Below are 25,136 nucleotides of genomic sequence, written 5' to 3' on the forward strand. Positions count from 1 at the left end.
TGTCTAGGTAGGGATGGTGACCAGTGTAAAGCCCGAGGTGGGCTTACGGCTGTCGACCGAGTAGAGCGACCAGCCGTGCGTGTGGTTCGGCGTCGTCGGGAACCGGCACCGGGTCGGCGAACATGGACGAGCCCGACCACATGGCCAGCTGCGGCTCGATGTAGGCCAGGAGTCGCGTGGCCAGCTCGTCCGGGATGCCCGCGTCCGCGCCGAGTGCCGTGGCGAGGTCCCAGCCGTGCACGGCGAGGTCGGTGGTCATCTGCCAGCCGTATTCCTCGGCGCTCTCCTTGCCGTAGCTGAGGTGGACGGTCTGCTCGACCGCCCCCGGCCGAAGCCACGCCGTCCTGGCCGCCCGGCTCGCGTCCGCCCAGGTACGCAGCGGGTCGGCGCCGAGCTGGTCGCCGTCGAACTTGTCGCCCACCTCCGCGACCGTGCGCCCGGCGAGCATGTCCGGCACCCACAGTTGCTCGACGACGAGATGGTTCACCAGGTCCCGCACGGTCCAGTCGGTGCAGGGGGTCGGCGAGTCCCAGTCGGCCGCACCGACCTTGTGCATGGCACGGTCGAACACGTCCATCGCCTGGCCGTGCGCCTCCAGAAGTTCCATGCGCCAAGGCTAGGACTGACCACCGACAATGGCATGGCCTCGCTCCGCTCGGCGTTCGCGGGCCTTGACCCGACGTCTTCCCTCCTGCGCGCGCAGATTCCCTGGGCTCGTTCCTCGCACAGGGAATCTGCGCGCTCGTCAGTCCAGACGCCGGCGGCCCGCTCAGCGCCGAACGGAAGCCTCCACCAAGTCCAACACCGGTTCGAGGTCGTCTGCGGGAAGACCCATCGCAAGGTGGGAGACCAGGCCCTCCAACACCAGCTCCAGGTACGCGGTCAGCACGTCGACGTCCACGTCGTCCCGCAGGTTGCCGGCCTCCCGCTGACGAACGAGGCGCGCACGGGTGGCCAGCGTCAGGTTCCTGGACCGCTCGGCCCAGCGCTCACGGAACTCCGGGTCGGTGCGGAGCCGCCGCGACAGCTCGAGCCGGCTGCCCAGCCAGTCCGCGCCGTCCTTGGTGGCGAGCAGGTCCCGCATCACCTGCACCAGACCCTGCTTGGCGACCACGTCGGCCATCCGCAACGCGTCGTCCTCCGCCAACGCGAGGAACAGCGACTCCTTGTCCCGGAAGTGGTGGAAGATGGCGCCCCTGGACAGGCCGGTGGCCTCCTCAAGCCGCCGCACGGTCGCGCCCTCGTACCCGTACCGCGCGAAGCACACACGGGCCCCGTCGAGGATCTGGTGGCGGCGCGCGTCGAGATGATCCTGGCTGACACGGGGCACCGAACGATCCTGGCAGCCCCGGAATGAGGATGCAATCCGTACGTACGTCTTCCTGGTCTCCTTCTTCCGTCACGAAATTGTCAGTGCCCGCGTGTAGCGTCGGATTCAGTCCACAACGGAGGTGTGGTTCACCATGACAGCACTGCAAGCTCCGCAGGTCAGAGGCCCCGATCGGCGCTACCTGCGGGATCGTGTGGAAGCCGAGGCATATGTCGCGTCCGTCTGTTTCAAGCACGGACCGCCGAGACTTCACGGAGTCGAGCTCGAATGGACCGTCCACCACACGGACGATCCGCGACGGCGGCTCGAAGCCTCCCATCTGGCCGTCGCACTTGGTCCCCACGCTCCACGAACACTCGTAAAGGACAGTCCCCAACTCCCGTTACCGTCCGGTTCGGCGCTCACGGTCGAGCCCGGTGGGCAGGTCGAGATCTCCTCCCTCCCGCAGGCTTCCCTCGCCGAACTGTTCCAAGTGGTCACCGAAGACCACGTCTTCCTCGCCCAGCTGCTCCGCGAATCGGGCCTCGCGCTCGGTGATCGCGGCCTCGACGAGCACCGATCACCGGTGCGGGTTCTCGACACCCCGCGTTACGCCGCGATGGAGCACGTCTTCGAGGCCATCGGTCCGCACGGGATCACGATGATGTGCTGCACAGCCGGCTTACAGGTGTGCCTCGATGTCGGTGAGCCGCACACGTTCGCGGACAGATGGGCCGCGGTCAGCGCGCTCGGCCCGGTACTGGTCGCCGCGTTCGCCAACTCCTCGACGTTCGACGGGAAGGCCACCGGCTGGGCGTCGGCCAGGATGCGCGCCGTGCTCGGCACCGACCCGCCGAGATCCATGCCGTCCGCGATCGTCGACGATCCGGCCACCGAGTGGGCCCGGCGCGTGCTCGACACCCCGGTTCTGTGCGTACGCGGGGAAGGCGAGCGCTGGCAGACCCCCGGAGGGCTGACGTTCGCCGAATGGGTCGCGGGCGGCCTGCCGAGCCCGCCGACCACCGACGACCTCGACTACCACATCTCCACGATGTTCCCGCCCGTGCGGCCGCACGGATACCTGGAGGTGCGGTACCTCGACGCGCAGCCGGGCCACGGCTGGGTCACCCCGACCGCGCTGCTCGCCGCGCTGATGTCGGACCAGGGCACGGTCGAGGCCGTGCTGGAGGCCTGCCTGCCCGTCGGCGACCGGTGGCTCCCGGCCGCTCGCGACGGCCTCGCCGACCGGGCGATCGCCACCGCGGCGGCCAGGGTGCTCTCGCTCGGCGCCGACGTGCTGCCCAGCATGGGCCTGCCGCCCGATCTGACCATGGCGATCGTCGCCGACCTCGACCAACTCATCGTGAGGAGCAGTTCATGACCGCGGCAGACGCGGGCACGGAGGCATTGCGCGAACACGTGGCCACTCAGCTGCGTCGTTCCCGGGACCGGAGCGTCGCGCTGACCGACGCCGTCGACGACGACGACCTGGTGCGGCAGCACTCGAAGCTGATGTCCCCGCTGGTCTGGGACCTCGCGCACATCGGCAACCAGGAGGAGCTCTGGCTGGTCCGCGACGTCGGCGGCCGCGAGCCGGTGCGGGAGGACATCGACAACCTGTACGACGCCTTCCAGCACCCGCGCGCCGACCGGCCCGCGTTACCCCTGCTGGGCCCCGTCGAGGCCCGCGGGTACGTGCGTGAGGTGCGGGACAAGGTGTTCGACGTCCTGGAACGCAGCCCGCTGGAGGGCCACAGGCTGGAGGCGGACGGGTTCGCGTTCGGCATGATCGTCCAGCACGAGCAGCAGCACGACGAGACCATGCTGGCCACGCACCAGCTGCGTTCGGGATCACCCGTGCTGCACGCCCCACCACCGCCTACCGGCCGGCCGCTGCCGGTCGACGAGGTTCTGGTGCCGGCCGGGCCGTTCGACATGGGCACCTCGATCGAGCCATGGGCACTGGACAACGAGCGGCCGGCGCACCAGGTGCACGTGGACGCGTACTTCATCGACACGGCACCGGTGACCAACGGGCAGTACCTCGCGTTCATCGCCGCCGGCGGCTACGACGACCCCCGCTGGTGGACCGAGGAGGGCTGGGCCTTCCGGGTCAAGGCCGACCTGGTCGCGCCGCGGTTCTGGGTGCGCGACGGCGAAGGGTTCCTGCGCAACCGTTTCGGGCACGTGGAACCGATCCCGCCGGACGAACCGGTCGTGCACGTGTGCTTCCACGAGGCACGCGCGTACGCGACGTGGGCCGGCAAGCGACTGCCGACCGAGCCGGAGTGGGAGAAGGCGGCCCGCTTCGACCCGGCCACGGGCCGTTCGCGCCGGTATCCGTGGGGCGACGAGGACCCGGGTCCCACCCACGCGAACCTGGGCCAGCGGCACCTGTCCCCGGCTCCGGTCGGCGCGTATCCGGCGGGTGCGTCGCCGCTGGGCGTGCACCAGCTGATCGGGGACGTGTGGGAGTGGCTGGACTCGGACTTCCACGGCTACCCGGGTTTCGAGGCGTTCCCGTACCGGGAGTACTCGGAGGTGTTCTTCGGCAGCGACTACAAGATGCTGCGTGGCGGCTCCTTCGGCACCGACCCGGCCGCGTGCCGGGCGACGTTCCGCAACTGGGACTACCCGATCCGCCGCCAGATCTTCGCCGGCTTCCGGTGCGCCCGGGACGCCACGCGCGAGGAGCTGGCCTGAGCCGTGTGCCGGCATCTGGCTTACGTCGGCGAGCCCGTGCGGCTCGCCGACCTGCTGCTGACCCCGCCGCACTCATTACTGCGGCAGTCATGGGCACCCCGCGACATGCGCGGCGGTGGCACCGTCAACGCGGACGGCTATGGCATCGGCTGGTATCCGCTGACATCCGACCCGTCCTTCGGCAAGGACGAGCCCGTGCGGCTGCGCCGCGACAGTCCGATGTGGACCGACGCGGCGCTGCCGGGGCTGGCGTCCTCCGTCCTCACGGGCGCCGTGCTCGCCGCGGTGCGGTCGGCGACCATCGGGATGCCGGTGGTGGAGACCGCGTGCGCGCCCTTCGCGACCGGGCAATGGTTGTTCAGCCACAACGGTTTGGTGCGTGGCTGGCCGTCGTCGGTGGCCGAGCTGGCGGCGCGGCTGCCGGTGACGGACCTGCTCCTGATGGACGCGCCGACGGACGCCGCGTTGCTGTGGGCCCTGTTGCGGGCTCGCCTCGAATCCGGTGAGAAACCGCGGGACGCGGTGGCGTCACTGGTGATCGAGGTGGCCGAGGCCGCGCCTGGCTCGCGGCTGAACCTGCTGTTGACCGACGGCTCGGCGATCGTCGGCACCGCGTGGACGCACTCGTTGTGGGTGCGTGCGTCGCCGGCCGCCGTGGTGGTCGCCTCAGAGCCGTACGACGAGGATCCGGGCTGGCAGGAGGTGCCGGACGGGCACCTCGTGACGGCTACAACGTCCAATGTGGACATGATGCGACTGGGAGAGCTATGACGGACCTGACCGTGTATCTGACCCAGGACGACGTCGCGAGGGCACTGCGGTCGGACGTCCTGACCGGACTGACGGCGACGCCGAAAACCTTGCCGCCCAAGTGGTTCTACGACGCGCGGGGGAGTGAGCTGTTCGAGCGGATCACCCGCCTGCCGGAGTACTACCCGACCCGGGCAGAACGGGAGGTGCTGGCCGACCGGGCCGACGAGATCGCGACGCTGACGGGCGCGCACACGCTGGTGGAGCTGGGCTCCGGCTCGTCGGAGAAGACCCGCCTGCTGCTGGACGCGTTGCGCCGCAACGCAAGTCTGCGGGAGATCGTGGCGCTGGACGTGTCGGACGCCGCGCTGTCGGCCTCGGTGGCCGTGCTGCGCGAGGCGTACGCCCCCGCGACCGTCCACGGTGTGGTCGGCGACTTCACCCGGCACCTGGCGCTGCTGCCCGGCGACGTGCCGCGCCTGGTCGCGTTCCTCGGTGGCACGATCGGCAACCTGGTGCCGGCGGAACGAGCCAAGTTCCTGACCGCCCTGCGCGACAACCTGCAGGTCGGGGAGTGGCTACTGCTGGGAACCGACCTGGTGAAGGACCCGGCCACCCTGGTGGCGGCGTACGACGACGCGCAGGGCGTGACGGCCGAGTTCAACCGCAACGTGCTGCACGTGCTGAACCGCGAACTGTCGGCGGACTTCGACACCTCGTCCTTCGCCCACGTGGCCCGGTGGAACGAGCAGGAGGAGTGGATAGAGATGCACCTGCGGGCCACACGGGACATGGAGGTCCACATCCGGGAGCTCGATCTCACGGTGCCCTTCGCGGCCGGCGAGGAACTGCACACCGAGATCTCGGCGAAGTTCCGCCCAGCCAGGGTGTCGGCGGAGCTGGCCGAGGCGGGCTTCGAACTGGCCAAGTGGTGGACGGACCGGCAGGGCCGCTTCGGGGTTTCCCTGGCCAGGGCCGTGGCGTAGCGCGCGTGTAGATCGTCTGGTGACCGGTCCACCCGATCACCAGACGATCTCCCTACTTTCGGACGTGACCGAACGAGGCAGCGGGTTCCACCGAATCGCCGATACTAAAGATCATCACCTTGTGTGACCCTTTCGACTGGTGCAGTGACGAAAAGTCGCTCCAGGTCGGGAGAAGGGTCCGTCGTGTCTTCGACAACCAGACGCTCGGTTAGACGTGGTGCCACCGCGGTGTTGGCTCTCATGACAGGGGCGATCGGTCTGGTGGCACCCACCGCCGCCACCGCCGCGCCCGAACAGGTGGCAGCGAAGGCCGTGGCCCCGGTCACCTGGGGCCAGTGCGACCCCAGCGAACTCGTCGGCATCCCGGCGAACGAGCTGCCGCAGTACAGCTGCGCCAACTACGCGGTGCCGCTCGACCACGACCGGCCGAACCTCGGCACGATCAACCTCGCGCTGATGCGCCGCGCGGCCAACAACCCGTCCGCGAAGATCGGCTCGCTGTTCCTCAACCCGGGCGGTCCAGGCGGCAGCGGCTACCAGCGGCCGAAGTCGGCCAAGAACATCTTCGAACCGCAGGTGCTGGACCGCTTCGACCTGATCGGCTTCGATCCTCGGGGCGTCGCACGCAGCACCCCGCTGCGCTGCTTCGCCACCGAGGAGGACGCCGACGAGGTCTTCGGGCGCATGCACCCGCTGCCGGTGGCCCCGGCGGACGAGGCGACGACTCTCAAGGCCCTCAAGGACTACGGCCAGTTCTGCAAGCGCTTCGGCGGCCCGCTGCTGGAGCACATGTCGACCAAGGACGTGGCGCGGGACCTCGACGTGATGCGCCAGGCGGTCGGCGACAGCAAGCTGACCTACGTCGGCTTCTCCTACGGCACGCTGCTCGGCGCGACGTACGTCAACCTCTTCCCGACCAAGGCCAGGGCGATCATCCTGGACGGCAACGTCGACCCGAACCTGCGCCTGCACAACGGTGTCGAATACGACAAGCAGCGCACCGGCGGGTTCGAGCTGGCACTGGACGCGTACCTGGCCGAGTGCGACGCGGTCGGCACGGCGTGCTCGTTCACCGGCGACGCCCGCGAGAAGTACGACGCCCTGCGCGACCACCTGCGCAACGTCGGCCCGATCACGCTGCCCGGTGACCCAGACGACTTCGTCGTCGACGAGGCCACCCTGACCGGCACCGTGGCGGGCGCGCTGTACAACCCGGCGGTGTTCACACAGCTCGCCGACCTGCTGCAGGAGCTGTGGGCAATGATCAACCCGGCGACGTCGGCCCGCGCGGCCACCACGCTGACCGGCGAGCGGTTCGTGGCCCTGCAGGCCGGCACGCAGATGGGCAGGGCCGACATCCTGCCGGACACCCCGTACACGAGCGACGACTCGTACCTCGCGGTGAACTGCTCGGACAAGCCGTTCGACAACCGGCCGTCGGGCATCCCGGCACTCGCCGACAAGTGGGAGCGCCAGATGCCGAGCTTCGGCCGCTACCTCGCGTGGGGCGACCCCGCGGCCTGCCCGACCTGGCCGGTGCGCGACCCGGACTCGTACCGCGGCCCATGGAACAAGCGGACCGAGACCCCGGTGCTGTTGTTCGGCAACTTCTACGACCCGGCAACGCAGTACGAGTTCTCGCGGCGCATGTCGCGACAGCTCGGCAACGCGCGACTGGTCAGTGTGGACTCGTTCGGCCACTGCATCCTCGGTGACAGCACGTGCACCGACCTGATCGCGGCCGACTACCTGATCAACCTGAAGGTCCCGAGCCCGGGCATCGTGTGCAACCCGGACGTGCAGCCGTTCCCCGCCGCGGCGCGAACGAGCTGAACGAAACCCCGGTCGGCCGGCACGTGGGGCGTCGGCCGACCGGGATTCGCGGCCTTTCCGCGCGAAAGTCCCATTCGTGCGGCCATCCCCGGCTCACTGTCGGTCCCCCACGGCACACTCCTCCCCATGACGACCATCGACCAGGTGACCTGGCTTGACCTCCCCGTACAGGGGCCCTTCGACCTCACCGCGAGCGCCCGCTTCCTGGAGGGCTTCGCCCCGGCGGCCCGCGCCGACGCGGCCGCTCATCACGGCGAGCTCAGACTCGCCTTCCCCGTCACACCAAGCTGGCGCCCGGTCGGCGTCCTGGTGAGACAATCGATCCCCGGCGGTCCCGTCCACGTGGCGGTCCGCGGCGCACCGTCCGATGTAGACCACGCGGTGGCCGAGGTGAGCCGCATCCTGTCCCTCGACGTGGACGGCAGCGGGTTCCCCGAAGTGGGCGCCCGCGACCCGGTGGTGGGCGAACTGCAACGCCGCTACCCGGGCCTGCGCCCGGTGGCGTTCCACTCCCCGTACGAGGCCGCGTGCTTCGCGATCATCGGCCACCGCATCCGCATGACACAGGCCGCGTCGATCAAACGCCAACTGTCGGTGCAACTGGGCGAATCGGTGGACGTGCACGGCGTCACGCTGCCAACATTCCCGCCCCCGGCGGTCCTACGCGCACAACCACGAGTACCGATGGTCAGCGAACTGAAGAGCAACCGACTGAAGGCAATAGCCGAGGCAGCGGAAGCAGGCCACCTGAACGCGGCGAACCTGCGCTCGGTACCGATCGCGGACGCGCTGGCGCGCCTGAAAGAGCTACCAGGCATAGGCGACTTCTCAGCAGAACTGATCCTCCTGAGAGGCGCCGCCCACCCGGACGGCTTCCCCGAGTCGGAAACCCGCCTGCACGAGGAAATGCGCCGCCACTACCCGGCGACGACCAAGTCCGAACTACGGGAGATCGCCGAGGTGTGGCGCCCGTACCGCACGTGGGTGTCTCTGCTGCTACGAGTAAGCCGAGAGGAGGCGTCCGCCGCTGCCAACCGTTGACGCTTTCGCTGGTTGGGATCGGCGGTCGGGGCCGCGGGGTGGGGGCCGCCGCCGGGGGGCCGCGGGGTGGGGCCCGGGGGTGGGGGCCGTGGGTTGGTGTCGCTTGCCGCGGCTGTGGGACCACCACGTCGCCAGTCATGGGGCCACCGACAGCAGTGCAGAAGTGGAACAGGTTCTCGCACTGTCGATTGGCGAGCGCCGCGTCCCAGAACGACCGATAAGCGGCAGATGAGGATGTTTCGTTGGGTTCGAGGGACCGGGCGGCCTCGGTAGTGGAAGCGCGCGAACGCCAGGCTTTCCGATCAGTTCCGCGGCGGCGGGCTTCACGCCGTAGGACTTACACCGGTACCTACTGTCGAAGGTCGGTCGTCGCGGGAGCGGCTGGGACGGCGGGGGTTCGAGGCCATTTCCAGGCGGAGCGCAGGATGAAGGCCAGGAGCAGCACCTCGATTCCGATGGAGAGGCCGTAGAAGGAGGCCCAGGCCCAGGATTCCCCTACCGCGTTGAACACCGAGAGGGGGATGTAGAGCAATGCGACGACGAGGTTCGTGGCGCGGTTCGCCTGGACGGGCAGCGTCATGGAGAGCATCACCATCAGGGCCGGGATCGCCACGATCGCGAGGAAAATGGTCAACAACGTCGGGCTGATGTCGAACTCAAAGATGACGCCACCCCGGATTTCGTCGATGGCGCCGGGCTTGTAGAGGTGGAAGTAGTCGACGTAGATGTAGAGGAACATGATGCTGGTCCATGCGGCGGCAAGTTTGGCTTGCACGGGGGCCGGCGGGTTGTCGAGCAGGTTCGGGGTGTTCGTTCGGATGGTCATCGGTTCTTCCTCCGAGAGGAGCGGTCCGTCCGCCGGAGTGGCGGTAGGTCTGGGCGTGCGTACGCACAGGTTGGGTGGTTCTCGTCGGTCCGGTCGTCAGGCGGTGACCACGTCCTTCCCTCGGGTGTGGCCGGTCCCGACGTAGCGGAGGGCGTCGGCTGCTTCGTCGAGGGGGTGGGTGCGGTCGATGACCGGCGTGACCTGCCCGGTCGCGAGGAGGTCGGCCAGGGTGAGGAGGTCCTGGCGCTTCCCGACCGACTTGAAAGGCTTCAGCTGCTGACGGGTGATCCCGGACTGCACGCGCGCTGTGACGATCCGACCGAGGGGCCCGAGCAGCGGGCCGCCGCGTCCGCTGTTGGGGATGAGGGTGCCGCCTGGGCGATCAACCTCGCGGTCGCCGAGCGGCAGATCCGCGAGCGGCCCGCCGTGGTACCCCCGCGGCGCCGGTCCAGGTGCCACTGCCATGACCGGCCGGATCACGCCGGGCGATGGGGTCCCCGGCTACGAGCTCCCGCTGGAGGGACACCTCGACAACCATTGGTACGACTGGGATTCCGGCCTGACCATGCACCACGAGAACGACGGCACCACCACGCTACGCAGCCCAGGACTCGACCAGGCGGCCCTCCACGGAGTGCTCGCCCGCGTGCGCGACCTCGGCGCCGCCCTCATCTCGGTCACGACCGGACGAGACGCACGCCGGTCGCGAGCAGCCAGACGAGCCAGGCGGCGAACCCTAGGAGCCCGACGAAGATCAGCGGCGAGCCGTCGGCGATCGCGAGGTTGCCCAGCCCCGCAGCGAGCAGCAGGCTCCCGCCCACCATGCCCAGCAGGCGCTGCCAAGCCGGAGTCAACCCGCTCGCGTGCGCGGCGAGGGCCGAGCCGATGCAGGTGGTGCCGAGCATCGGCAGCGCCAGCGCGAACGCCGCTGCGTGAATCTGCCAGACGAGCCCGAACGCGGGCGTCGGCTCGGCGAGCCCGCCGGTGGAAAGCGCGAGCCCGATCTGCAAGACGTTGACAAGCACGAAGATGGCCGACAGCGTCGCGCCAGCGGCCAAGGCGAGGCGCGACCAGTCGGTGCCCGCTCCGCCGCGCCGCTCCACGAGGCCGTGCAGGCCCGTCACGAACACGAGCAGCAGCGGCAGGTACAGGGCCACCAGACCGGACGCGATCGCGACCGAGTCGCGGTTGGCCGCGTAGTAGGCCAGCACTTCGTCGATCGGAGCGTCGAAGGTCGGCGCGCCCGTTACCGCCAACACCGCGTTCTCCATCACCACCGACACCACGAACACGATCGCCGCGGCGCCGACGAGCCGGCCTCGAACGAACCAACTGCGGGCTGGCGTGGCGGCGGTGTTCTGCGGTGATCTCATCTCCTACTCCTTCGGTTCAGTCGGATGGCGGGTTGTCCGCGCCATTCGTTGGCGCAGGAATGGTCGGAATGCCGTTTCGGAGGTTTTGTTGGGCCGTCCGTTCCGGTTATGCGGAACAAGATTGATGGAGCGGCCGCATGCGCCGCTACGAGCCGAGGTCGATGGCGGCGGGCCGAAGGTCTACACCTCGGGTTCGACTTTGGTCGGATGCCGTGGGCCCGACCCGGCCGTACCCTTTGATCATGATGGCCGCGGCGGACCCTCAGGATCGGAGCCCGCTACCGGCGGGCGTGATCAGCGATGCTGACCACGATCCGGTACGCCCGGCCGAGCGCACGGTCCGCGGCAGGGTGGTCGACGCCACCTGTTTCCTGCTGGCCGCTGGCGTGGTGGTGCAGACCCTGGCCGACAGCCGCGCGCAGCACATCGCGCCGGGCCCGCTCACCGTCGACCTCGTCCTCGGCGGCCTGTGCAGTCTGGCGGTGTGGCTGCGCCGGCGCTGGCCGGTCGGCCTCGCCGTGGCCGCGGGTCTGGTCAGCGTCTACGCGACGTCCGCCGGGGGCGCGGCGCTCATCGCGCTGTTCACCGTCGCGGTGCACCGGCGCTTCGCGGTGGTCGCCCTGATCGCGGCTGGGTGCGCGCTCGTACCGTTCCTGCAGCTGCTGGTTCGGCCCGACGTCCCAGTCGGGTCCCCGTCGGAGATCGTGCTGGGCGTCGTCTTCGGCGTCGCGGTGCTCGCCTGGGGCATGTTTGTACGGGCCCGACGCCAGTCGCTGCGGGAGCGGGCTGGGCGGGTCGAGGCCGAACAGGAACTGCGCGTCGCCGAAGCCCGCCAGGGCGAACGCAACCGGATCGCCCGGGAGATGCACGACGCGCTCGCCCACCGCCTGTCCCTGCTGAGCCTGCACGCCGGGGCGCTGGAGCTACGCCCCGACGCCGCGCCCGAGGAGGTCGCCCGTGCCGCCGGGGTGGTCCGCGACAGTGCCTACCAGGCGCTAGAGGACCTTCGGGAGGTGATCGGCGTCCTCCGCGCCGGTGTCGACCGGTCCGACGAGACGCCAGAACGGCCGCAGCCCACTCTGGCCGACCTCCCCGACCTCGTCGACCAATCGCGGCGCGCCGGGATGCCGGTACGGCTCGACTGGCAGACCGACGCGCTTTCGACCGTACCGGCTGGCGTGGGGCGCAGCGCGTACCGGATCGTGCAGGAAGGGCTGACCAACGCCCGCAAGCACGCCCCCGACGGCGAGGTGGCCGTCACCGTCCGGGCAACCCCGGGCGACGGCGTAACCGTCGAGATCCGCAACCCGTGCCCGATGGGCACCGGCGGTGGTACCGCGATTCCCGGCGCCGGTATCGGCCTCATCGGGCTCACCGAACGGGCCGCCCTCGCCGGCGGACGCCTCGAACACGGACCCACCCCGGCCGGTGAGTTCCGACTCTGGGCCTGGCTACCGTGGCCTACCCTCTGATCGCGGCCAGAGTCGGTCCGTGGCCCGGCTGAGCAGAGAGAAGGAGCCCAACGTGAACGCAGCGGTGCGGGTCCTCGTCGTCGACGACGACCCGCTCGTGCGGGCCGGCCTGGCGATGGTCATCGGCGGCTCACCCGACCTGACCGTGGTGGGCGAGGCCGGCGACGGAAGCGAAGTAGCCGCCGCCGTCGACGCCTACGCCCCGGACGTGGTGCTGATGGACATCCGCATGCCCACCCTCGACGGCCTCGCCGCCACCGAACAGCTGCGTGCCCGACCCAACCCACCCGAGGTCATCGTCCTGACCACCTACGACGCCGACGAGCACGTCCTGCGCGCGCTACGCGCCGGGGCCAGCGGCTTCCTGCTCAAACACACCCCACCCGCCGAGATCCTGCGCGCGATATCGCGGGTCGCAGCCAGCGAACCCATCCTGTCGCCGACCGTGACCCGACAGCTCATCGCCCACCTCAGCGACACCGGCGCCGCCGCCCGGCAACGGCACGCCACCACCGCGCTGGATCAGCTCAGCCAACGCGAACGCGAGGTCGCCATCGCCGTCGGGCGCGGCAAGTCCAACGCCGAGATCGCGGGCGAGCTGTTCATGAGCGTGGCCACCGTGAAAGCCCACATTTCCCGCATACTCACCAAACTCGATCTCAACAACCGTACCCAGGTCGCCCTACTCGCCCACGACGCCGGCCTCACCGGCTGACACCGGAAACCTTCTGGCCCCCGCCCGCACCCGGCGTGGGCGGGCGAGCCGACCCGCTGGCCGGCGAGCCGGCCAACCCCTCACCGCCAGACAGCTCAGACGGGGGCCATCGACCACATGCTATTGCCCAACTTCCACACATCGGCATTTCCGGACGTTCGGTTGCCGTCGTCGTGATCGATCCGCTATGTGGATCTGGAACATGTTCTCTCGGTGAATCGCCAACTGTCGGTGGTCCCAGGACTGGCGACGCGGTGGTCCCACAACGGTGGCAGACGACAGGTTGGGGAGGGGCTGCCGGTTGGAATGGGGCGTGGGTTGGGGGGGCTGCCGGTTGGAATGGGGCGTGGGTTGGGTACAGGGCTGCCGGTTGGAAGGGGCCGTCGGTTGGGCTGCCGCCAAGGCGTGGTTCCCGGTTGGCAAGTGGCTGCCAGCAGGGTTCGCTAGCCAACCGGCTTGCGCACCATCCAGATCGGTGCGGCACCTCACGTTGCCGAGCGCTCTCCACGACCAGCGCCTTCGGCCCGAACGGGGGCCACATCTCGATTCGCCACCCCCGAGCCGGCTGTCCTCTCCCCATCCGGTCCTGTCCCGACCCGGTCTTCCCTGAACCAGGTCTCAAACGGGGCCTTCCCAAATCGGGTAACCCCCTTCCAACTGACATCCGTTTCGCACAGCGGACCTTTCGCAACCGGCGGCCCCGCCATCCGGCGGTGCCGTGTCCGTGGGCGCGGGGGGCCGATGTCTCGAGGGTGCCCTTCGAGACGTCACGTCGCCTTCAGTTCCCAAGGCACCCTCGGGGCCCAGCAGCACGGGCGGCCCCGCCCGCGCGACCGCTGGAAAACGAGTGCCGGCGGCCGAGAGTCGGCCGCCGGCACTGGAAAGGAGAAACTGTCAGCTGTTGACCATCTTGCGCAGCACGTACTGCATGATGCCGCCGTTGCGGTAGTAGTCGGCCTCACCCGGGGTGTCGATGCGGACGACCGCGTCGAACTCCTTCGTGGTGCCGTCCGCGCGGGTTGCCGTGACCTTGACCGTGCGTGGGGTTTCGCCGTCGTTGAGGGCCGTCACGCCTTCGACGGCGTACGTCTCCGTGCCGTCGAGGCCCAGTGACGACGCCGACTCGCCCTGCGGGAACTGCAGCGGCAGCACGCCCATGCCGATGAGGTTCGAGCGGTGGATCCGTTCGAAGCTCTCCGCGATGACCACACGAACACCCAGAAGGGAGGTGCCCTTGGCGGCCCAGTCACGAGACGAACCCGAGCCGTACTCCTTGCCGGCCAGGACGACCAGCGGCACGCCGGCATCCGCGTAGGCCACCGACGCGTCGTAGATCGTCGTCTGTGGGGCGTCGGCCGCCAGGAAGTTGCGGGTGAAGCCGCCCTGGACGTCGTCGAGAAGCAGGTTGCGTAGGCGGATGTTCGCGAACGTGCCGCGGATCATCACCTCGTGGTTGCCGCGGCGCGAGCCGTACGAGTTGAAGTCCTTGCGCTCCACGCCGTGCTCGGTCAGGTACTTCCCGGCGGGGGAGTCCTGCTTGATGGCGCCGGCCGGGGAGATGTGGTCCGTCGTCACCGAGTCGCCGAGCAGGGCGAGCACGCGGGCGCCCGCGATGTCCGTGACCGGGGCGGGTGCCGGCGCCATGCCCTCGAAGTACGGGGGCTTGCGCACGTACGTCGACTCGGCGTCCCACTCGAAGGTGTTGCCGGACGGCGTCGGCAGCGACTGCCAGCGCTCGTCGCCGGCGAACACGTCCGCGTAGTCGTTCGTGAACATCTCCGAGGAGATCGCCGACGCCACGACGTCCTGGACCTCCTGCGGCGACGGCCAGATGTCCGACAGGTACACCGGCTGGCCGTCGGTGCCGGTACCGAGTGGCTCGGTCGTGATGTCCTTGTCCATCGAACCGGCCAGCGCGTACGCCACCACCAGCGGAGGGGACGCCAGGTAGTTCATCTTGATGTCCGGGTTGATCCGGCCCTCGAAGTTGCGGTTGCCGGACAGCACCGACACCACGGCGAGGTCGGCCTCGTTGACCGCCGCGGAGATCTCGTCCTGCAGCGGGCCCGAGTTGCCGATGCAGGTGGTGCAGCCGTAGCCGACCAGGTGGAAGCCCAGCTTCTCCAGGTACGGCAGCAGGCCGGCGCGCTCGTAGTAGTCCATGACCACCTTCGAACCCGGCGCCAGCGTCGTCTTCACCCACGGCTTGCGGGACAGGCCCTTCTCCACGGCCTTCTTCGCCAGCAGCGCCGCGCCGATCATCACCGACGGGTTCGACGTGTTGGTGCAGGACGTGATCGCCGCGATCGCGACGGCGCCGTGGTCCAGCTCGAACGTTGCGCCGTCCAAGGAGACGGCGGTCGGCTTCGAAGGCCGGCCCTCCGCGCCCTCGGCCGCGGTGAAGTGCGCGGGCTTGCCGTCACCGTTGCCGCTGCCGGAGTACGCGGGAGAGTCGGAAGCCGGGAACGACTCTTCGACCGCCTCGTCCACGGGGGACTGCGGGGCGTCCGAAGTGTACGAACCGAGCGCCGACCGGAACGCGGGCTTGGCGTCGGTCAGGGCGATCCGGTCCTGCGGCCGCTTCGGGCCCGCGATCGACGGGACCACAGTGGACAGGTCGAGCGTCAGCGTCTCGGAGAAGGCGGGCTCGGCTGCCGGGTCGTGCCACAGGCCCTGCTCCTTGGCATACGCCTCAACCAGGGCGACCTGCGCGGCGGACCGGCCGGTGAACTTCAGGTACTCGACGGTCTCGCCGTCGATCGGGAAGATCGCGCAGGTCGAGCCGAACTCGGGGCTCATGTTGCCGATCGTGGCGCGGTTCGCGAGCGGCACGGCCGAGACGCCCGCGCCGTAGAACTCGACGAACTTGCCGACCACGCCGTGGTCACGCAGCATCTCGGTGATCGTCAGCACCAGGTCGGTGGCCGTCGCGCCGGCCGGCAACTCGCCCTCCAGCTTGAAGCCGACCACCCGCGGGATGAGCATCGACACCGGCTGGCCGAGCATCGCGGCCTCGGCCTCGATGCCGCCGACGCCCCAGCCGAGGACGCCGAGGCCGTTGACCATCGTGGTGTGGCTGTCGGTGCCGACCAGCGTGTCCGGGTAGGCCTGGCCACCACGCGTCATCACCACACGCGCCAGGTGCTCGATGTTCACCTGGTGCACGATGCCGGTGCCCGGCGGCACGACCTTGAACTCGTCGAACGCGCTCTGCCCCCACCGCAGGAACTGGTAGCGCTCCTTGTTGCGCTCGTACTCCAGGTCCACGTTGCGCTCGAACGCGTCCGGACGCCCGAAGATGTCGGCGATCACCGAGTGGTCGATGACCAGCTCGGCAGGCGCGAGCGGGTTCACCTTCGCCGGGTCACCGCCCAGCGCGGTCACCGCCTCCCGCATGGTCGCGAGGTCCACCACGCACGGCACGCCGGTGAAGTCCTGCATCACCACGCGACCCGGCGTGAACTGGATCTCCGTCGACGGCTCGGCGGCCGGGTCCCAGTTCGCGAGCGCGTTGACGTGGTCGGCGGTGATGTTCGCGCCGTCCTCCGTGCGTAGCAGATTCTCCAGCAGGATCTTCAGGCTGTAGGGGAGACGTTCCGATCCCTTCACGGCATCGAGCCGGAACACCTCGTGTGAGTCATCGCCGACGGTCAGTGCCTGGCGGGCGCCGAAGGTGTCCTTGCTTTCTGGTGCGGTCACGTCCAACTCCATTGGGCCTGTGGTGTCTGTTCGGGAACTACCGAGGACAACGTGAAACCTTGCCGGCGGTAGCTCGGGCCTTGGGTGACGTTGTCGAGCCGGCTCGTTCCAACTTGTCCTCGTCTCTCGACACAAACAGTACGCTTGTCCTGTATTCGAAGCCAAGGGAGGGTCGGCACCATGCTGCACCACGTACAGATCGCGGCTCCGGCGGGCAGTGAAGATCGGCTACGGGCGTTCTACACAGGAGTGCTGGGCTGGCCGGAGCTGGTGAAGCCACCGCTGCTCGCGGCGAAAGGGGGCTGCTGGTTCCAGGTGCCGGGCAGGGGCGGCCCGGCCGGCGAGCTGCACGTCGGCATCGAGGAGGACTTCCGTCCGGCGAAGAAGGCGCACCCGGCGTTCGTGGTCGACGTGGACGCGACGGCCGCCGCGGTGACGGCCGCGGGCCACGAGGTGCGCTGGGCGGACCCGGCGGAGGTCCCCGGCCGCCGCCGCTTCCACACGGATGATCCGCACGGGAACAGGCTGGAGTTCCTCGAGATCTGACGAGGCTGAACGTGAAACGGCCCGGCACCCCGCGAAAGGGGTGCCGGGCCGCGACGTACCGGGGAACTCAGCTCGCCGACACCAGGGCGATCACGTCCTCCGGGGTCAGGTCGGACAGGGCGGTCAGGCCCAGCTCCATGTAGGTGCGAAGCGGGCTGACGTACCACTTGCCGTCCACCTCGGTGGCGACCACACCGGTGTTCTTGAGCAGACCGGACGCCAGGTGGGACATCGCCTGCTGGAGCTCCGGGTTCGCCCCGCTGCCGGCCATCTCGGTGGCGAGATCGTCGGCGCAGATCTGCTGCGAGTCGCCCTCGCCCTCGGCCAGGTAGCAGTCGCCGTCCTTGGCCACTCGGTAGGTCTGGCCGTCGACCTTGACCTCGACCTCCTTCAGCATGACCCGCTGGCCGCCGGTCTCCGCCTCGGTCGACTCGGTGTCCAGCTTGGTGACCTCCACCTGCGACGGGGACGGGGAGCCCAGCTGCTCCAGCAGCGCGGGGCCGGCGTCGTGCAGTGCGCCCATCTCGTCCGGCGGGAGTAGCTCGATCACCCGCTCGACGTCGCTGTTGATCGCGGCCTGCACCATCTCCTTGACCGCGTCGTCGGCGGTGTCGGCGCCGTTGTTCGCGATCGGCTTCGACGGCCAGTCCACGTCGGCCTCCATCAGCGCGTAGTCCGCGACCGTGTAGAAGAGGCTCGGGTACCACTTGTCGTCGACCTTCACGGTCGCGATGCGGATCGGCTCTCCGGTCTCCCTGACCACCTGGGCGATGTCGACCGTCTCGTCCGCCGGCTCGGAGTTCACGCCGTCCGGGAACGCCGCCTCCATGAACTCCTCGGTGAGCGGGAGCTCGCTGACGTCCGCGTGCAGTGACACGGTGCCGCCGACGAGCTTGGTGATGGTCAGGTGGTCGTTGACCTTCTCCGCGCCTGCCTCGTCGTACTTCAGGTTCTTCGCCTCGACCGACGCCCCGTGCAGCTTGTTCGGGTCGGCGTCCTCCTTGTAGACCTTCAGCTCCTTGAGGCGCTGCGTGGTCTTGGCGTTGAAGTCCACGAGCAACGCGGACTCGGCCGGCGTCAGGCTCTCGAGCACGCCGAGCACGTCACCCTGGCTGAGGCTGTCGACCAGGTTGGTCGCCGCCTGCGTCGGGTTGTCCTCGCCGCCCTTGCCAGCGCCGCCGCTGCTGTTCAGCGCGAAGATCGTCGCGGCGACTCCGAGCGCGACCACGACCACCGCGGCGATCGCGCCGATGATCGGGCCCTTGCCCTTCTTCTTCGGGGCCTGGGTGCCGTAGCCGGGCAGCCCACCGTACGGCGGCTGCTGGCCGAACTGGGCCTGCTGCGGAAAACCTTGCGGGCCGGTCTGCGGGTAACCCTGGGGGAAGCCCTGCGGACCGGTCTGGGGCTGCTGCGGAAAGCCCTGCGGGCCGGTCTGGGGGTACCCGCCTGGCTGCTGGCCGTAGCCCTGCTGGGGGTAGCCGCCCGGCTGAGCCGGGAACGGACCGCTCCCCGGCTGGTTCGGATTGTTCGGCTGCCACTGGCCGCCGCCTGGATAACTCACGGTTCCCCTCCTGCGTTTTCGGTCGCTGCTCCGCGCCGTCCGACGAAGATGCCGACCGCCCCGGCAATGGTCAGCACGGCCCCGACCAACGTCGTCGTCGGACCGGCGCTCGCGATGCCGAGGCGGACTTCCTCGCCACCGCTTACGACGGTCGCCGCCCCCGCGATGGTTCCGCTGATTATCGCCACAACGGAGGAAATCGTTCCGCCAGTTCGCCGAAGTCCCACGGCGTAGATGACCACGCAGAGTGTGCTGACCGGGATGAGCAGCGTCCACGCGTCGATGACCAGGACCAACGGGCTCCCGTCGAGCACCTTGATCGCCCGGAGGACCGCGATCGACTCGTAGCTGTCCCGCAACACGGATCCCGAGCGCACCCAGGGCAGAAACGTGCCGACTGCCACGGTCACCAGCCCCACCGCGGTCAGCGCGGCGCCTGCGACACCGATCGGCGTGTGCGGGCGGGTCGCGAGTCTGGTCAGCACGGCGCCATGGTGTCAGCCCGGGGTAGTGACGGTGAGCGACACCCTCATGGGGTCCTTTGTGCTCGAAAGAGTGAATGTTGGTTCAGCGGTGGAACTACCTGCCGTTACGAGTCTTGGGTAGGTGATCACGGTGGCACAGTGACCTCGCTGTGCCGCTGCTCAAGGCGCGAGGAGGGGTGTGCACCGTGACTGGGCTTCGGATCGTCGCGGCTTCGTTGTTGCTGGCCGCCAGTATGGGCGCCGGCACGGCGGTCGCGGCCCCACCTCCGCCGCCGAACCCCAGCGACGACCAGCTCAGCGGCAGCCAGGCGGAGGCGAACTCGAAGGCCACGCGGGTCGGGCAGCTCACCAGTGAGGTCGCGCAGGCGGAGGCACTTCTCGCGCAGCTCCAGGCCGAGGTCGAGCTGAAGATGGAGGACGCCAACCGCGCGCTCGTCGACCTCCAGATCGCCCAGGACGCGGCGGCGCAGGCCCAGGCGGACGCGGTCGCGGCGAAGGCGGCGGCCGACAGCGCGGGGCAGGAGATCGTGGACGCCCGCAAAGCACTCGACGAGTTCGCCGCCGGCAGTTACAAGCAGGGCATGACCCTCGGCTCGCTGTCCGCGTTCCTCGGGTCGAAGAGCCCCGACGACCTGCTGGCCAGGGCGCAGCTCCTGGAGGCCGTCGGCTCGAGCCAGCTCGACGCCCTGGACGGCCTGGAGGTGGCCAGGACCGAGAAGGCCAACCTGGACTCGGCGGCCCGCGAGGCGCTCGACCTCGCCAACCAGAAGCAGGCGGCGGCGCTGTCCGCCAAGCAGGCCGCCGACGCCGCGATGGCCGCGGCCCAGCACGCGCAGAACAACCAGGCCGCGGCCACCCAGCAGCTCCTGGCGCGCAAGACCGCGGCGGAGTCCGAGCTCGTGAACGCGCAGACGAACGCCGCCGGCCTACAGGATCAGCGGCAGCGCTACCTCGACTGGCTCGCGATCAAGCAGGCCGAGGAGGCCGCGCAGAACCACGCATCGCTCAGTGGGGCGGTGGCACTGCCGGCGCCCGGTGACGCGCGGACCGTGATCGACCGGGCACTGTCGCAACTCGGTGTCCCGTACGCGTGGGGAGGCGGCAATGCCCACGGTCCGACCCGTGGCATCCGCGACGGCGGGGTGGCGGACGCGCACGGCGACTACGCCAAGGTCGGGTTCGACTGCTCGGGCCTGATGATCTACGCATTCGCCGCGGTCGGGAAGAGCCTGCCGCACTACAGCGGCTACCAGGCGACCATGGGCCGGCGTGTGCCGCTGTCACAGAAGGCGCCGGGCGACATGCTTTTCTGGGCGACCCAGGGCCGCATCCACCACGTCGCGCTCTACCTGGGCGACAACAAGATGGTGGAGGCGCCGTTCTCCGGCGCGTACGTGCGGGTCACGTCGGTCCGCTATGACGGCATCGTCGGCTTCGCGACCAGGGTCCTCTGACCCGCGCCCGCGCCGCCTCGCGTGATTCCACCCGGAGTTCGCTCGGTGTGCTCACCGTGGGGTCCGTCCCGTTCCGAACACATGAGCGTCGACCGGGTCCGCGAGGGTCCACACGCCCTCGCCGAAGGCGTCAGCGGGTCTTGACGGGCAACGACCGTGCGAAGGAGACGCCGCGGTCCACCCATTCCCTCAACCGGCTGTCGTCGACGGCGGTCGTGTCCACGCGGAGCCAACCGCGCATCTCCCGGCCGCCCATGATCGCCGGTCGCACGTGGTCGTCGACCAGGTCGCCGGCGTCCTCCGGGCCGACCCGGACCAACAGGCCGCCCTTGCCGCTGGCGGCCACCGACATGTTCCCGTTGACGAGGAACGCCAGTCCGCCGAACATCCGCTTCTCGTCCACCCCATGCTCGGTCGCGACCAACTCGCGGATGCGGTCTGCCAGCTCCAGGTCGTAGGCCATGGCTGGGATTATCCCAACGGCTTGACCATCACGGCCTGATCGGCGGTCACCGTTCGCTCGGTGTAGCCGTGCCGCTGGTAGAAGGTGATCGCGGCCGGGTTGGCGGTGAGCACAGTGCCGCAGGGCCGGCGCGCCCGCACGTACCGCCCACTCCTCGACGTCCGCCAGCAGCCGACCCCCGACGCCGAGCCCGCGGACCACCGGCGCCACCCACACCGACCGCAGCTCGTAGCCGTCCGCGCCGGGGACGCCGCGAGCCAACCCGACCGGCTCGCCATCCCGGACCGCGACGACATTGTGGGCACCCGGCATCGCCAGCCGCGCCAGCCACTGTTCCTCGCCGCCGCCGTGCCAGTCGGCCAGGCTGACGGTGAACGCGTCGGGTGAGTCGGTGAGCGCCGCCAGCCGGGCCGCCCGCCACAGTGGCCAGTCGTCGAGCGCGAGAACACGCAAGGTCACCACGGCACCGATCATCACACGCGCTCGGCTCGCCGCGGTGATCGTCGCCGGGGGAGCAGGCCGGTGGCGGTGCTCGCCGCGAACCGCGTTCAGTACACGTGCGCTCTCGCCGCGATGATCGAATCGCAAAGGAAAGGCAGCCCAGATGGTTGCGTAGGCATCCCCCACCCGTACCCGGGGGGCCACCCCGAGGCCATCGTACCAAGCGACAGAGACAAAACCCCTGGTCGCGGGGGCCTGTGGACAACTTTCGCCGGTCAGTTCGAGCGAATGGGACACTCGTGCGTCTCGGGCCTGCGCGGGGCCGGGCAAAGGGGCCATTCAGCACAGTTCACAGCCGTCATACCGGTTGTCCGGTTGCCTGTAACTCGGAGAAGTACAGCTTCATGAGGAGGTTGGTCAGTGACCGAGCCGGCGGAGTCGGTGAATGGATCGGGGAGCGACGCGCCCGTCAGCACGCCGGCCCGGGACGCCCAGCTCCTCGAACGCACCGTGTTCGAGGTCAAGCGGGTCATCGTGGGGCAGGACCGGCTGGTCGAGCGCATGCTCGTCGGTCTGCTGTCCAAGGGTCACCTGCTCCTCGAAGGCGTTCCGGGGGTCGCGAAGACGCTGGCCGTGGAGACCTTCGCGAAGGTCGTCGGCGGGTCGTTCACGCGTGTGCAGTTCACCCCGGACCTGGTGCCCGCCGACATCCTCGGCACCCGGATCTACCGGCAGGGCAGCGAGAAGTTCGACGTGGAGCTGGGCCCGGTCGTGGCGAACTTCGTGCTCGCCGACGAGATCAACCGCGCGCCGGCCAAGGTGCAGTCCGCGATGCTCGAGGTGATGGCCGAACGCCACGTCTCCATCGGCGGGCAGACCTTCCCGATGCCCAACCCGTTCCTCGTGCTCGCCACCCAGAACCCGATCGAGAACGAGGGTGTCTACCCGCTTCCCGAGGCGCAACGCGACCGGTTCCTCTTCAAGATCATCGTGGACTACCCGTCCGCGGAGGAGGAGCGCGAGATCGTCTACCGGATGGGCGTGACGCCGCCGGAGCCGAGCCAGGTGCTCAGCCCCGCCGAGTTGGTCCGCCTCCAGGACGTCGCCTCCCGCGTCTTCGTGCACCACGCGCTCGTCGACTACACCGTGCGTGTCGTGCTCGCGACCCGTACCCCCGCCGAGCACGGCCTGGCCGACGTCGCCGGCTGGGTGGCCTACGGCGCCTCGCCGCGCGCGAGCCTCGGCATCGTCGCGGCCTCCCGGGCGCTGGCGCTGATCCGCGGCCGTGACTACGTGCTGCCGCAGGACGTCGTGGACGTCGTGCCGGACGTGCTACGGCACCGTCTCGTGCTGTCCTACGACGCGCTCGCCGACGGCGTGCCCATCGACCACATCGTGTCCCGCGTGCTGCAGACCGTGCCGCTGCCGCAGGTCTCCGCCCGCCCGCAGTCGGGTGGGGTGCAGCCGCCGCCAGTCGGGGTGGGCCGCTAGTTGAGTAGGGAGAAGGAGCGGCCGGGCTGGGCGCCTCCGATCCTGCAGGGTGATCGGATGGAGCACGGTCTCCGGCTGCTCGAGTTGGACGTGCGGCGCCGGCTCGACGGGCTCCTGCAGGGCAACCACCTCGGACTGGTGCCCGGGCCGGGTTCCGAACCGGGGGAGGCCCGCACCTACCAGCCGGGCGACGACGTGCGTCGCATGGACTGGGCGGTCACCGCGCGCACGACCGTGCCGCACATCCGGGAGACCGTCGCCGACCGCGAGCTCGAGACCTGGGTCGTGGTGGACCTGTCCTCGAGCCTGTTCTTCGGCACCGCCGCGTGTGAGAAGCGTGACCTCGTGGTGGCCGCGGTCGCCGCTGTCGCACACCTTACGGGCGGCGGCGGCAACCGGATCGGCGCGATCATCGCGACCGGGGACAAGACCATCCGCGTGCCAGCCAGGGGTGGGCTCGCGCACGCTCGGGGGCTGGTCCGCAAGGTCGCCGAGACACCCCGCGCGCCCGAGGGTGTCCGGGGTGACCTGCGGGACGCGCTGGAGCAGCTGCGCAGGCCGCCACGCCGTCGCGGTCTAGCCGTGGTGATCTCCGACTTCCTCGGCGAGATCGACTGGCAGCGGCCGCTGCGCGGGCTGTCCACCCGGCATGAGCTGATCGCCATCGAGGTACTCGACCCGCGGGACATCGACCTGCCGGAGGTCGGCACCGTCGTGCTGGCCGACCCGGAGTCCGGCCGGCAGCGCGAGGTGCACGCCTCGGCACTGCTGCGCAGGGAGTTCGCGGCAGCGGCCGCCGAGCACCGGGCCGGTGTCGCGTCCGCTGTCCGCGGTGCCGGCGGTGGACACCTGGTGCTGCGCACCGACTCGGACTGGATCGCCGACACCGTACGTTTCGTCGTCGCCCGCAAGCGACGGTGGTCCGGAGGAGGGGTGGCCTGATGTTCGGCCTCAGCTTCCGCAACTTCACCGCGCCGTGGTGGTTCCTGCTGCTGATCGGTGTCGCCGCCATCATCGCCGGCTACATCGTGGTGCAGCGCATGCGTCACCGGCGCACGATGCGGTTCACCAATCTCGAGCTGCTGGAGAAGGTCGTGCCGAAACGGCAGGGCTGGATCCGGCACGTACCGGCCGTGGTGCTGGTGATCTCTCTCATGCTGCTGACCACGGCCATGGCGGGGCCCACCGACACGCAGCGGGTGCCCCGCAACCGGGCCACCGTGATGCTCGTGATCGACGTGTCGTTGTCGATGGAGTCCACGGACGTGCGCCCGACCCGGTTGAAGGCCGCGCAGACCGCCGCGAAGGACTTCGCCACCGGTCTCACGCCCGGCATCAACCTGGGACTCATCTCCTTCGCCGGCACCGCGAGCGTGATGGTGTCGCCGACCACCGACCGCGCCAGCGTGGCGAAGGCCATCGACAACCTGCGGCTCGCCGAGTCCACCGCGACCGGCGAGGCGATCTTCGCGGCGCTGCAGTCGATCGAGGGCTTCGCACAGGTCGTCGGCGGTGCGCAGGGCGCCCCGCCTGCCCGGGTCGTGCTGATGACCGACGGCAAGCAGACCGTCCCGACGGACGACGGCGACGACCCGCGTGGCGCGTTCACCGCGGCGCGCAAGGCCAGGGACGCGAAGATCCCGGTTTCCACGATCTCGTTCGGCACCATGGACGGCGAGGTCACGATCGACGGCAAGAGCCAGCCGGTGCCGGTCGACGACGACTCGATGAAGCAGATCGCGGAGCTGTCCGGCGGCGAGTTCTACAAGGCCGCCAGCGCCGACGAACTGCACCGGGTGTACGACACGCTCGGTGAGCAGATCGGCTACGAGACCAAGGACGCGGACGCGAGCAAGCCGTGGCTCATGCTCGGCACGCTCGCGGCGCTGCTCGCGGCCGGCAGCGCGCTGCTGGTGGGTCAACGCCTGCCCTGACGGCCGGCGCGCGTGACGCCGTCGTCGGCGGATAGCCTGGCCTCGCCATGGAGT

General features: G+C 69.8%; 22 protein-coding genes and 1 pseudogene. 14 read left to right on the forward strand and 9 right to left on the reverse strand.

Annotated features, from left to right (window positions below; genetic code table 11):
- Positions 1 to 43: 43 nt before the first annotated feature.
- The gene (locus tag VF106_RS32830; protein WP_330843790.1) at positions 44 to 607 is read right to left on the reverse strand and encodes a TIGR03086 family metal-binding protein; all 564 of its coding nucleotides are present in this window, start codon (positions 605 to 607) and stop codon (positions 44 to 46) included.
- 162 nt (positions 608 to 769) lie between these two features.
- Positions 770 to 1,330 carry a TetR/AcrR family transcriptional regulator gene (locus VF106_RS32835; RefSeq protein ID WP_330843791.1) on the reverse strand — a complete coding sequence of 187 codons (561 nt, stop codon included), beginning with the start codon at positions 1,328 to 1,330 and terminating at the stop codon, positions 770 to 772.
- 133 nt (positions 1,331 to 1,463) lie between these two features.
- Between VF106_RS32835 and egtA the strand changes: the two genes are divergently transcribed.
- The 6 genes from egtA to VF106_RS32865 all read left to right on the forward strand — a co-directional run bounded on the left by egtA (position 1,464) and on the right by VF106_RS32865 (position 8,622).
- Positions 1,464 to 2,690, forward strand: coding sequence for an ergothioneine biosynthesis glutamate--cysteine ligase EgtA (gene egtA, locus VF106_RS32840; RefSeq protein ID WP_330843792.1), 1,227 nt, complete (start codon positions 1,464 to 1,466; stop codon positions 2,688 to 2,690).
- The gene (egtB, locus tag VF106_RS32845) at positions 2,687 to 4,012 is read left to right on the forward strand and encodes an ergothioneine biosynthesis protein EgtB (protein WP_330843793.1); all 1,326 of its coding nucleotides are present in this window, start codon (positions 2,687 to 2,689) and stop codon (positions 4,010 to 4,012) included. The genes egtA and egtB overlap by 4 nt, the downstream gene beginning before the upstream one ends.
- Positions 4,013 to 4,015: 3 nt before the next feature.
- Positions 4,016 to 4,783, forward strand: a complete 768-nt coding sequence (egtC, locus tag VF106_RS32850; RefSeq protein ID WP_330843794.1) for an ergothioneine biosynthesis protein EgtC — start codon at positions 4,016 to 4,018, stop codon at positions 4,781 to 4,783.
- Positions 4,780 to 5,748, forward strand: a complete 969-nt coding sequence (gene egtD / locus VF106_RS32855; RefSeq protein ID WP_330843795.1) for an L-histidine N(alpha)-methyltransferase — start codon at positions 4,780 to 4,782, stop codon at positions 5,746 to 5,748. The genes egtC and egtD overlap by 4 nt, the downstream gene beginning before the upstream one ends.
- Positions 5,749 to 5,988: 240 nt before the next feature.
- Positions 5,989 to 7,581 (forward strand): alpha/beta hydrolase, encoded by a 1,593-nt coding sequence (locus VF106_RS32860; protein ID WP_330843797.1) that lies wholly within the window; start codon positions 5,989 to 5,991, stop codon positions 7,579 to 7,581.
- Positions 7,582 to 7,707: 126 nt separating this feature from the next.
- Positions 7,708 to 8,622 (forward strand): DNA-3-methyladenine glycosylase family protein, encoded by a 915-nt coding sequence (locus tag VF106_RS32865; protein WP_330843798.1) that lies wholly within the window; start codon positions 7,708 to 7,710, stop codon positions 8,620 to 8,622.
- Between the two features lie 349 nt (positions 8,623 to 8,971).
- Here VF106_RS32865 and VF106_RS32870 read toward each other — a convergent pair whose 3' ends face one another.
- Both VF106_RS32870 and VF106_RS32875 read right to left on the reverse strand, forming a co-directional pair.
- Positions 8,972 to 9,448 carry a DUF6326 family protein gene (locus VF106_RS32870; protein WP_330843799.1) on the reverse strand — a complete coding sequence of 159 codons (477 nt, stop codon included), beginning with the start codon at positions 9,446 to 9,448 and terminating at the stop codon, positions 8,972 to 8,974.
- Between the two features lie 96 nt (positions 9,449 to 9,544).
- Entirely contained in the window at positions 9,545 to 9,913 is a 369-nt protein-coding gene (locus VF106_RS32875) for a zinc-binding dehydrogenase (RefSeq protein WP_330843800.1), read from the reverse strand.
- On the opposite strand from VF106_RS32875, the pseudogene VF106_RS51210 reads away from it, so the two are divergent.
- Positions 9,912 to 10,070, forward strand: a pseudogene (locus VF106_RS51210) (DUF8691 family protein); the annotation flags it as partial. The gene VF106_RS32875 and the pseudogene VF106_RS51210 overlap by 2 nt on opposite strands.
- 55 nt (positions 10,071 to 10,125) lie before the next feature.
- Here the strand turns inward: VF106_RS51210 and VF106_RS32880 are convergent.
- A complete protein-coding gene (locus VF106_RS32880; protein ID WP_330843801.1) occupies positions 10,126 to 10,821 on the reverse strand; it encodes a hypothetical protein in 696 nt (231 codons plus the stop codon).
- A 242-nt stretch (positions 10,822 to 11,063) separates the two neighbouring features.
- Between VF106_RS32880 and VF106_RS32885 the strand changes: the two genes are divergently transcribed.
- Together VF106_RS32885 and VF106_RS32890 are read left to right on the forward strand one after the other, a co-directional pair.
- Positions 11,064 to 12,293 carry a sensor histidine kinase gene (locus VF106_RS32885; RefSeq protein ID WP_330843802.1) on the forward strand — a complete coding sequence of 410 codons (1,230 nt, stop codon included), beginning with the start codon at positions 11,064 to 11,066 and terminating at the stop codon, positions 12,291 to 12,293.
- A gap of 52 nt (positions 12,294 to 12,345) precedes the next feature.
- A complete protein-coding gene (locus VF106_RS32890; RefSeq protein WP_330843804.1) occupies positions 12,346 to 13,008 on the forward strand; it encodes a response regulator in 663 nt (220 codons plus the stop codon).
- 894 nt (positions 13,009 to 13,902) lie between these two features.
- On the opposite strand, the gene VF106_RS32895 is transcribed toward VF106_RS32890, so the two are convergent.
- A complete protein-coding gene (locus VF106_RS32895; protein ID WP_330843805.1) occupies positions 13,903 to 16,707 on the reverse strand; it encodes an aconitate hydratase in 2,805 nt (934 codons plus the stop codon).
- A 180-nt stretch (positions 16,708 to 16,887) separates the two neighbouring features.
- Between VF106_RS32895 and VF106_RS32900 the strand changes: the two genes are divergently transcribed.
- Positions 16,888 to 17,253, forward strand: coding sequence for a VOC family protein (locus tag VF106_RS32900; protein ID WP_330843806.1), 366 nt, complete (start codon positions 16,888 to 16,890; stop codon positions 17,251 to 17,253).
- Between the two features lie 67 nt (positions 17,254 to 17,320).
- Here the strand turns inward: VF106_RS32900 and VF106_RS32905 are convergent, their stop codons facing one another.
- Both VF106_RS32905 and VF106_RS32910 read right to left on the reverse strand, forming a co-directional pair.
- Entirely contained in the window at positions 17,321 to 18,814 is a 1,494-nt protein-coding gene (locus VF106_RS32905; protein ID WP_330843807.1) for a flagellar basal body protein FliL, read from the reverse strand.
- Complete coding sequence (locus VF106_RS32910; RefSeq protein WP_330843808.1) at positions 18,811 to 19,299, reverse strand: hypothetical protein; 489 nt, start codon at positions 19,297 to 19,299, stop codon at positions 18,811 to 18,813. The genes VF106_RS32905 and VF106_RS32910 overlap by 4 nt, the downstream gene beginning before the upstream one ends.
- A 185-nt stretch (positions 19,300 to 19,484) precedes the next feature.
- Between VF106_RS32910 and VF106_RS32915 the strand changes: the two genes are divergently transcribed.
- Positions 19,485 to 20,753: an NlpC/P60 family protein gene (locus VF106_RS32915; RefSeq protein ID WP_414639114.1), complete on the forward strand. Its 1,269-nt coding sequence runs from the start codon at positions 19,485 to 19,487 to the stop codon at positions 20,751 to 20,753.
- Positions 20,754 to 20,883: 130 nt separating this feature from the next.
- Here VF106_RS32915 and VF106_RS32920 read toward each other — a convergent pair whose 3' ends face one another.
- Positions 20,884 to 21,675: a GNAT family N-acetyltransferase gene (locus tag VF106_RS32920; RefSeq protein ID WP_330843809.1), complete on the reverse strand. Its 792-nt coding sequence runs from the start codon at positions 21,673 to 21,675 to the stop codon at positions 20,884 to 20,886.
- 402 nt (positions 21,676 to 22,077) lie between these two features.
- Between VF106_RS32920 and VF106_RS32925 the strand changes: the two genes are divergently transcribed.
- Genes VF106_RS32925 through VF106_RS32935 form a run of 3 tightly spaced genes read left to right on the forward strand, consistent with a single transcriptional unit; the run spans position 22,078 to position 25,082 of the window.
- Positions 22,078 to 23,148: an AAA family ATPase gene (locus tag VF106_RS32925; protein WP_414639115.1), complete on the forward strand. Its 1,071-nt coding sequence runs from the start codon at positions 22,078 to 22,080 to the stop codon at positions 23,146 to 23,148.
- A 57-nt stretch (positions 23,149 to 23,205) separates the two neighbouring features.
- Positions 23,206 to 24,090 (forward strand): DUF58 domain-containing protein, encoded by an 885-nt coding sequence (locus VF106_RS32930; RefSeq protein ID WP_414639116.1) that lies wholly within the window; start codon positions 23,206 to 23,208, stop codon positions 24,088 to 24,090.
- A complete protein-coding gene (locus tag VF106_RS32935; RefSeq protein WP_330843812.1) occupies positions 24,090 to 25,082 on the forward strand; it encodes a VWA domain-containing protein in 993 nt (330 codons plus the stop codon). Before VF106_RS32930 ends, VF106_RS32935 begins: the two co-directional genes overlap by 1 nt.
- Positions 25,083 to 25,136 lie beyond the last annotated feature (54 nt).

Source organism: Actinophytocola sp. (assembly GCF_036378875.1).
In the GTDB taxonomy this organism is placed as follows: domain Bacteria; phylum Actinomycetota; class Actinomycetes; order Mycobacteriales; family Pseudonocardiaceae; genus Actinophytocola.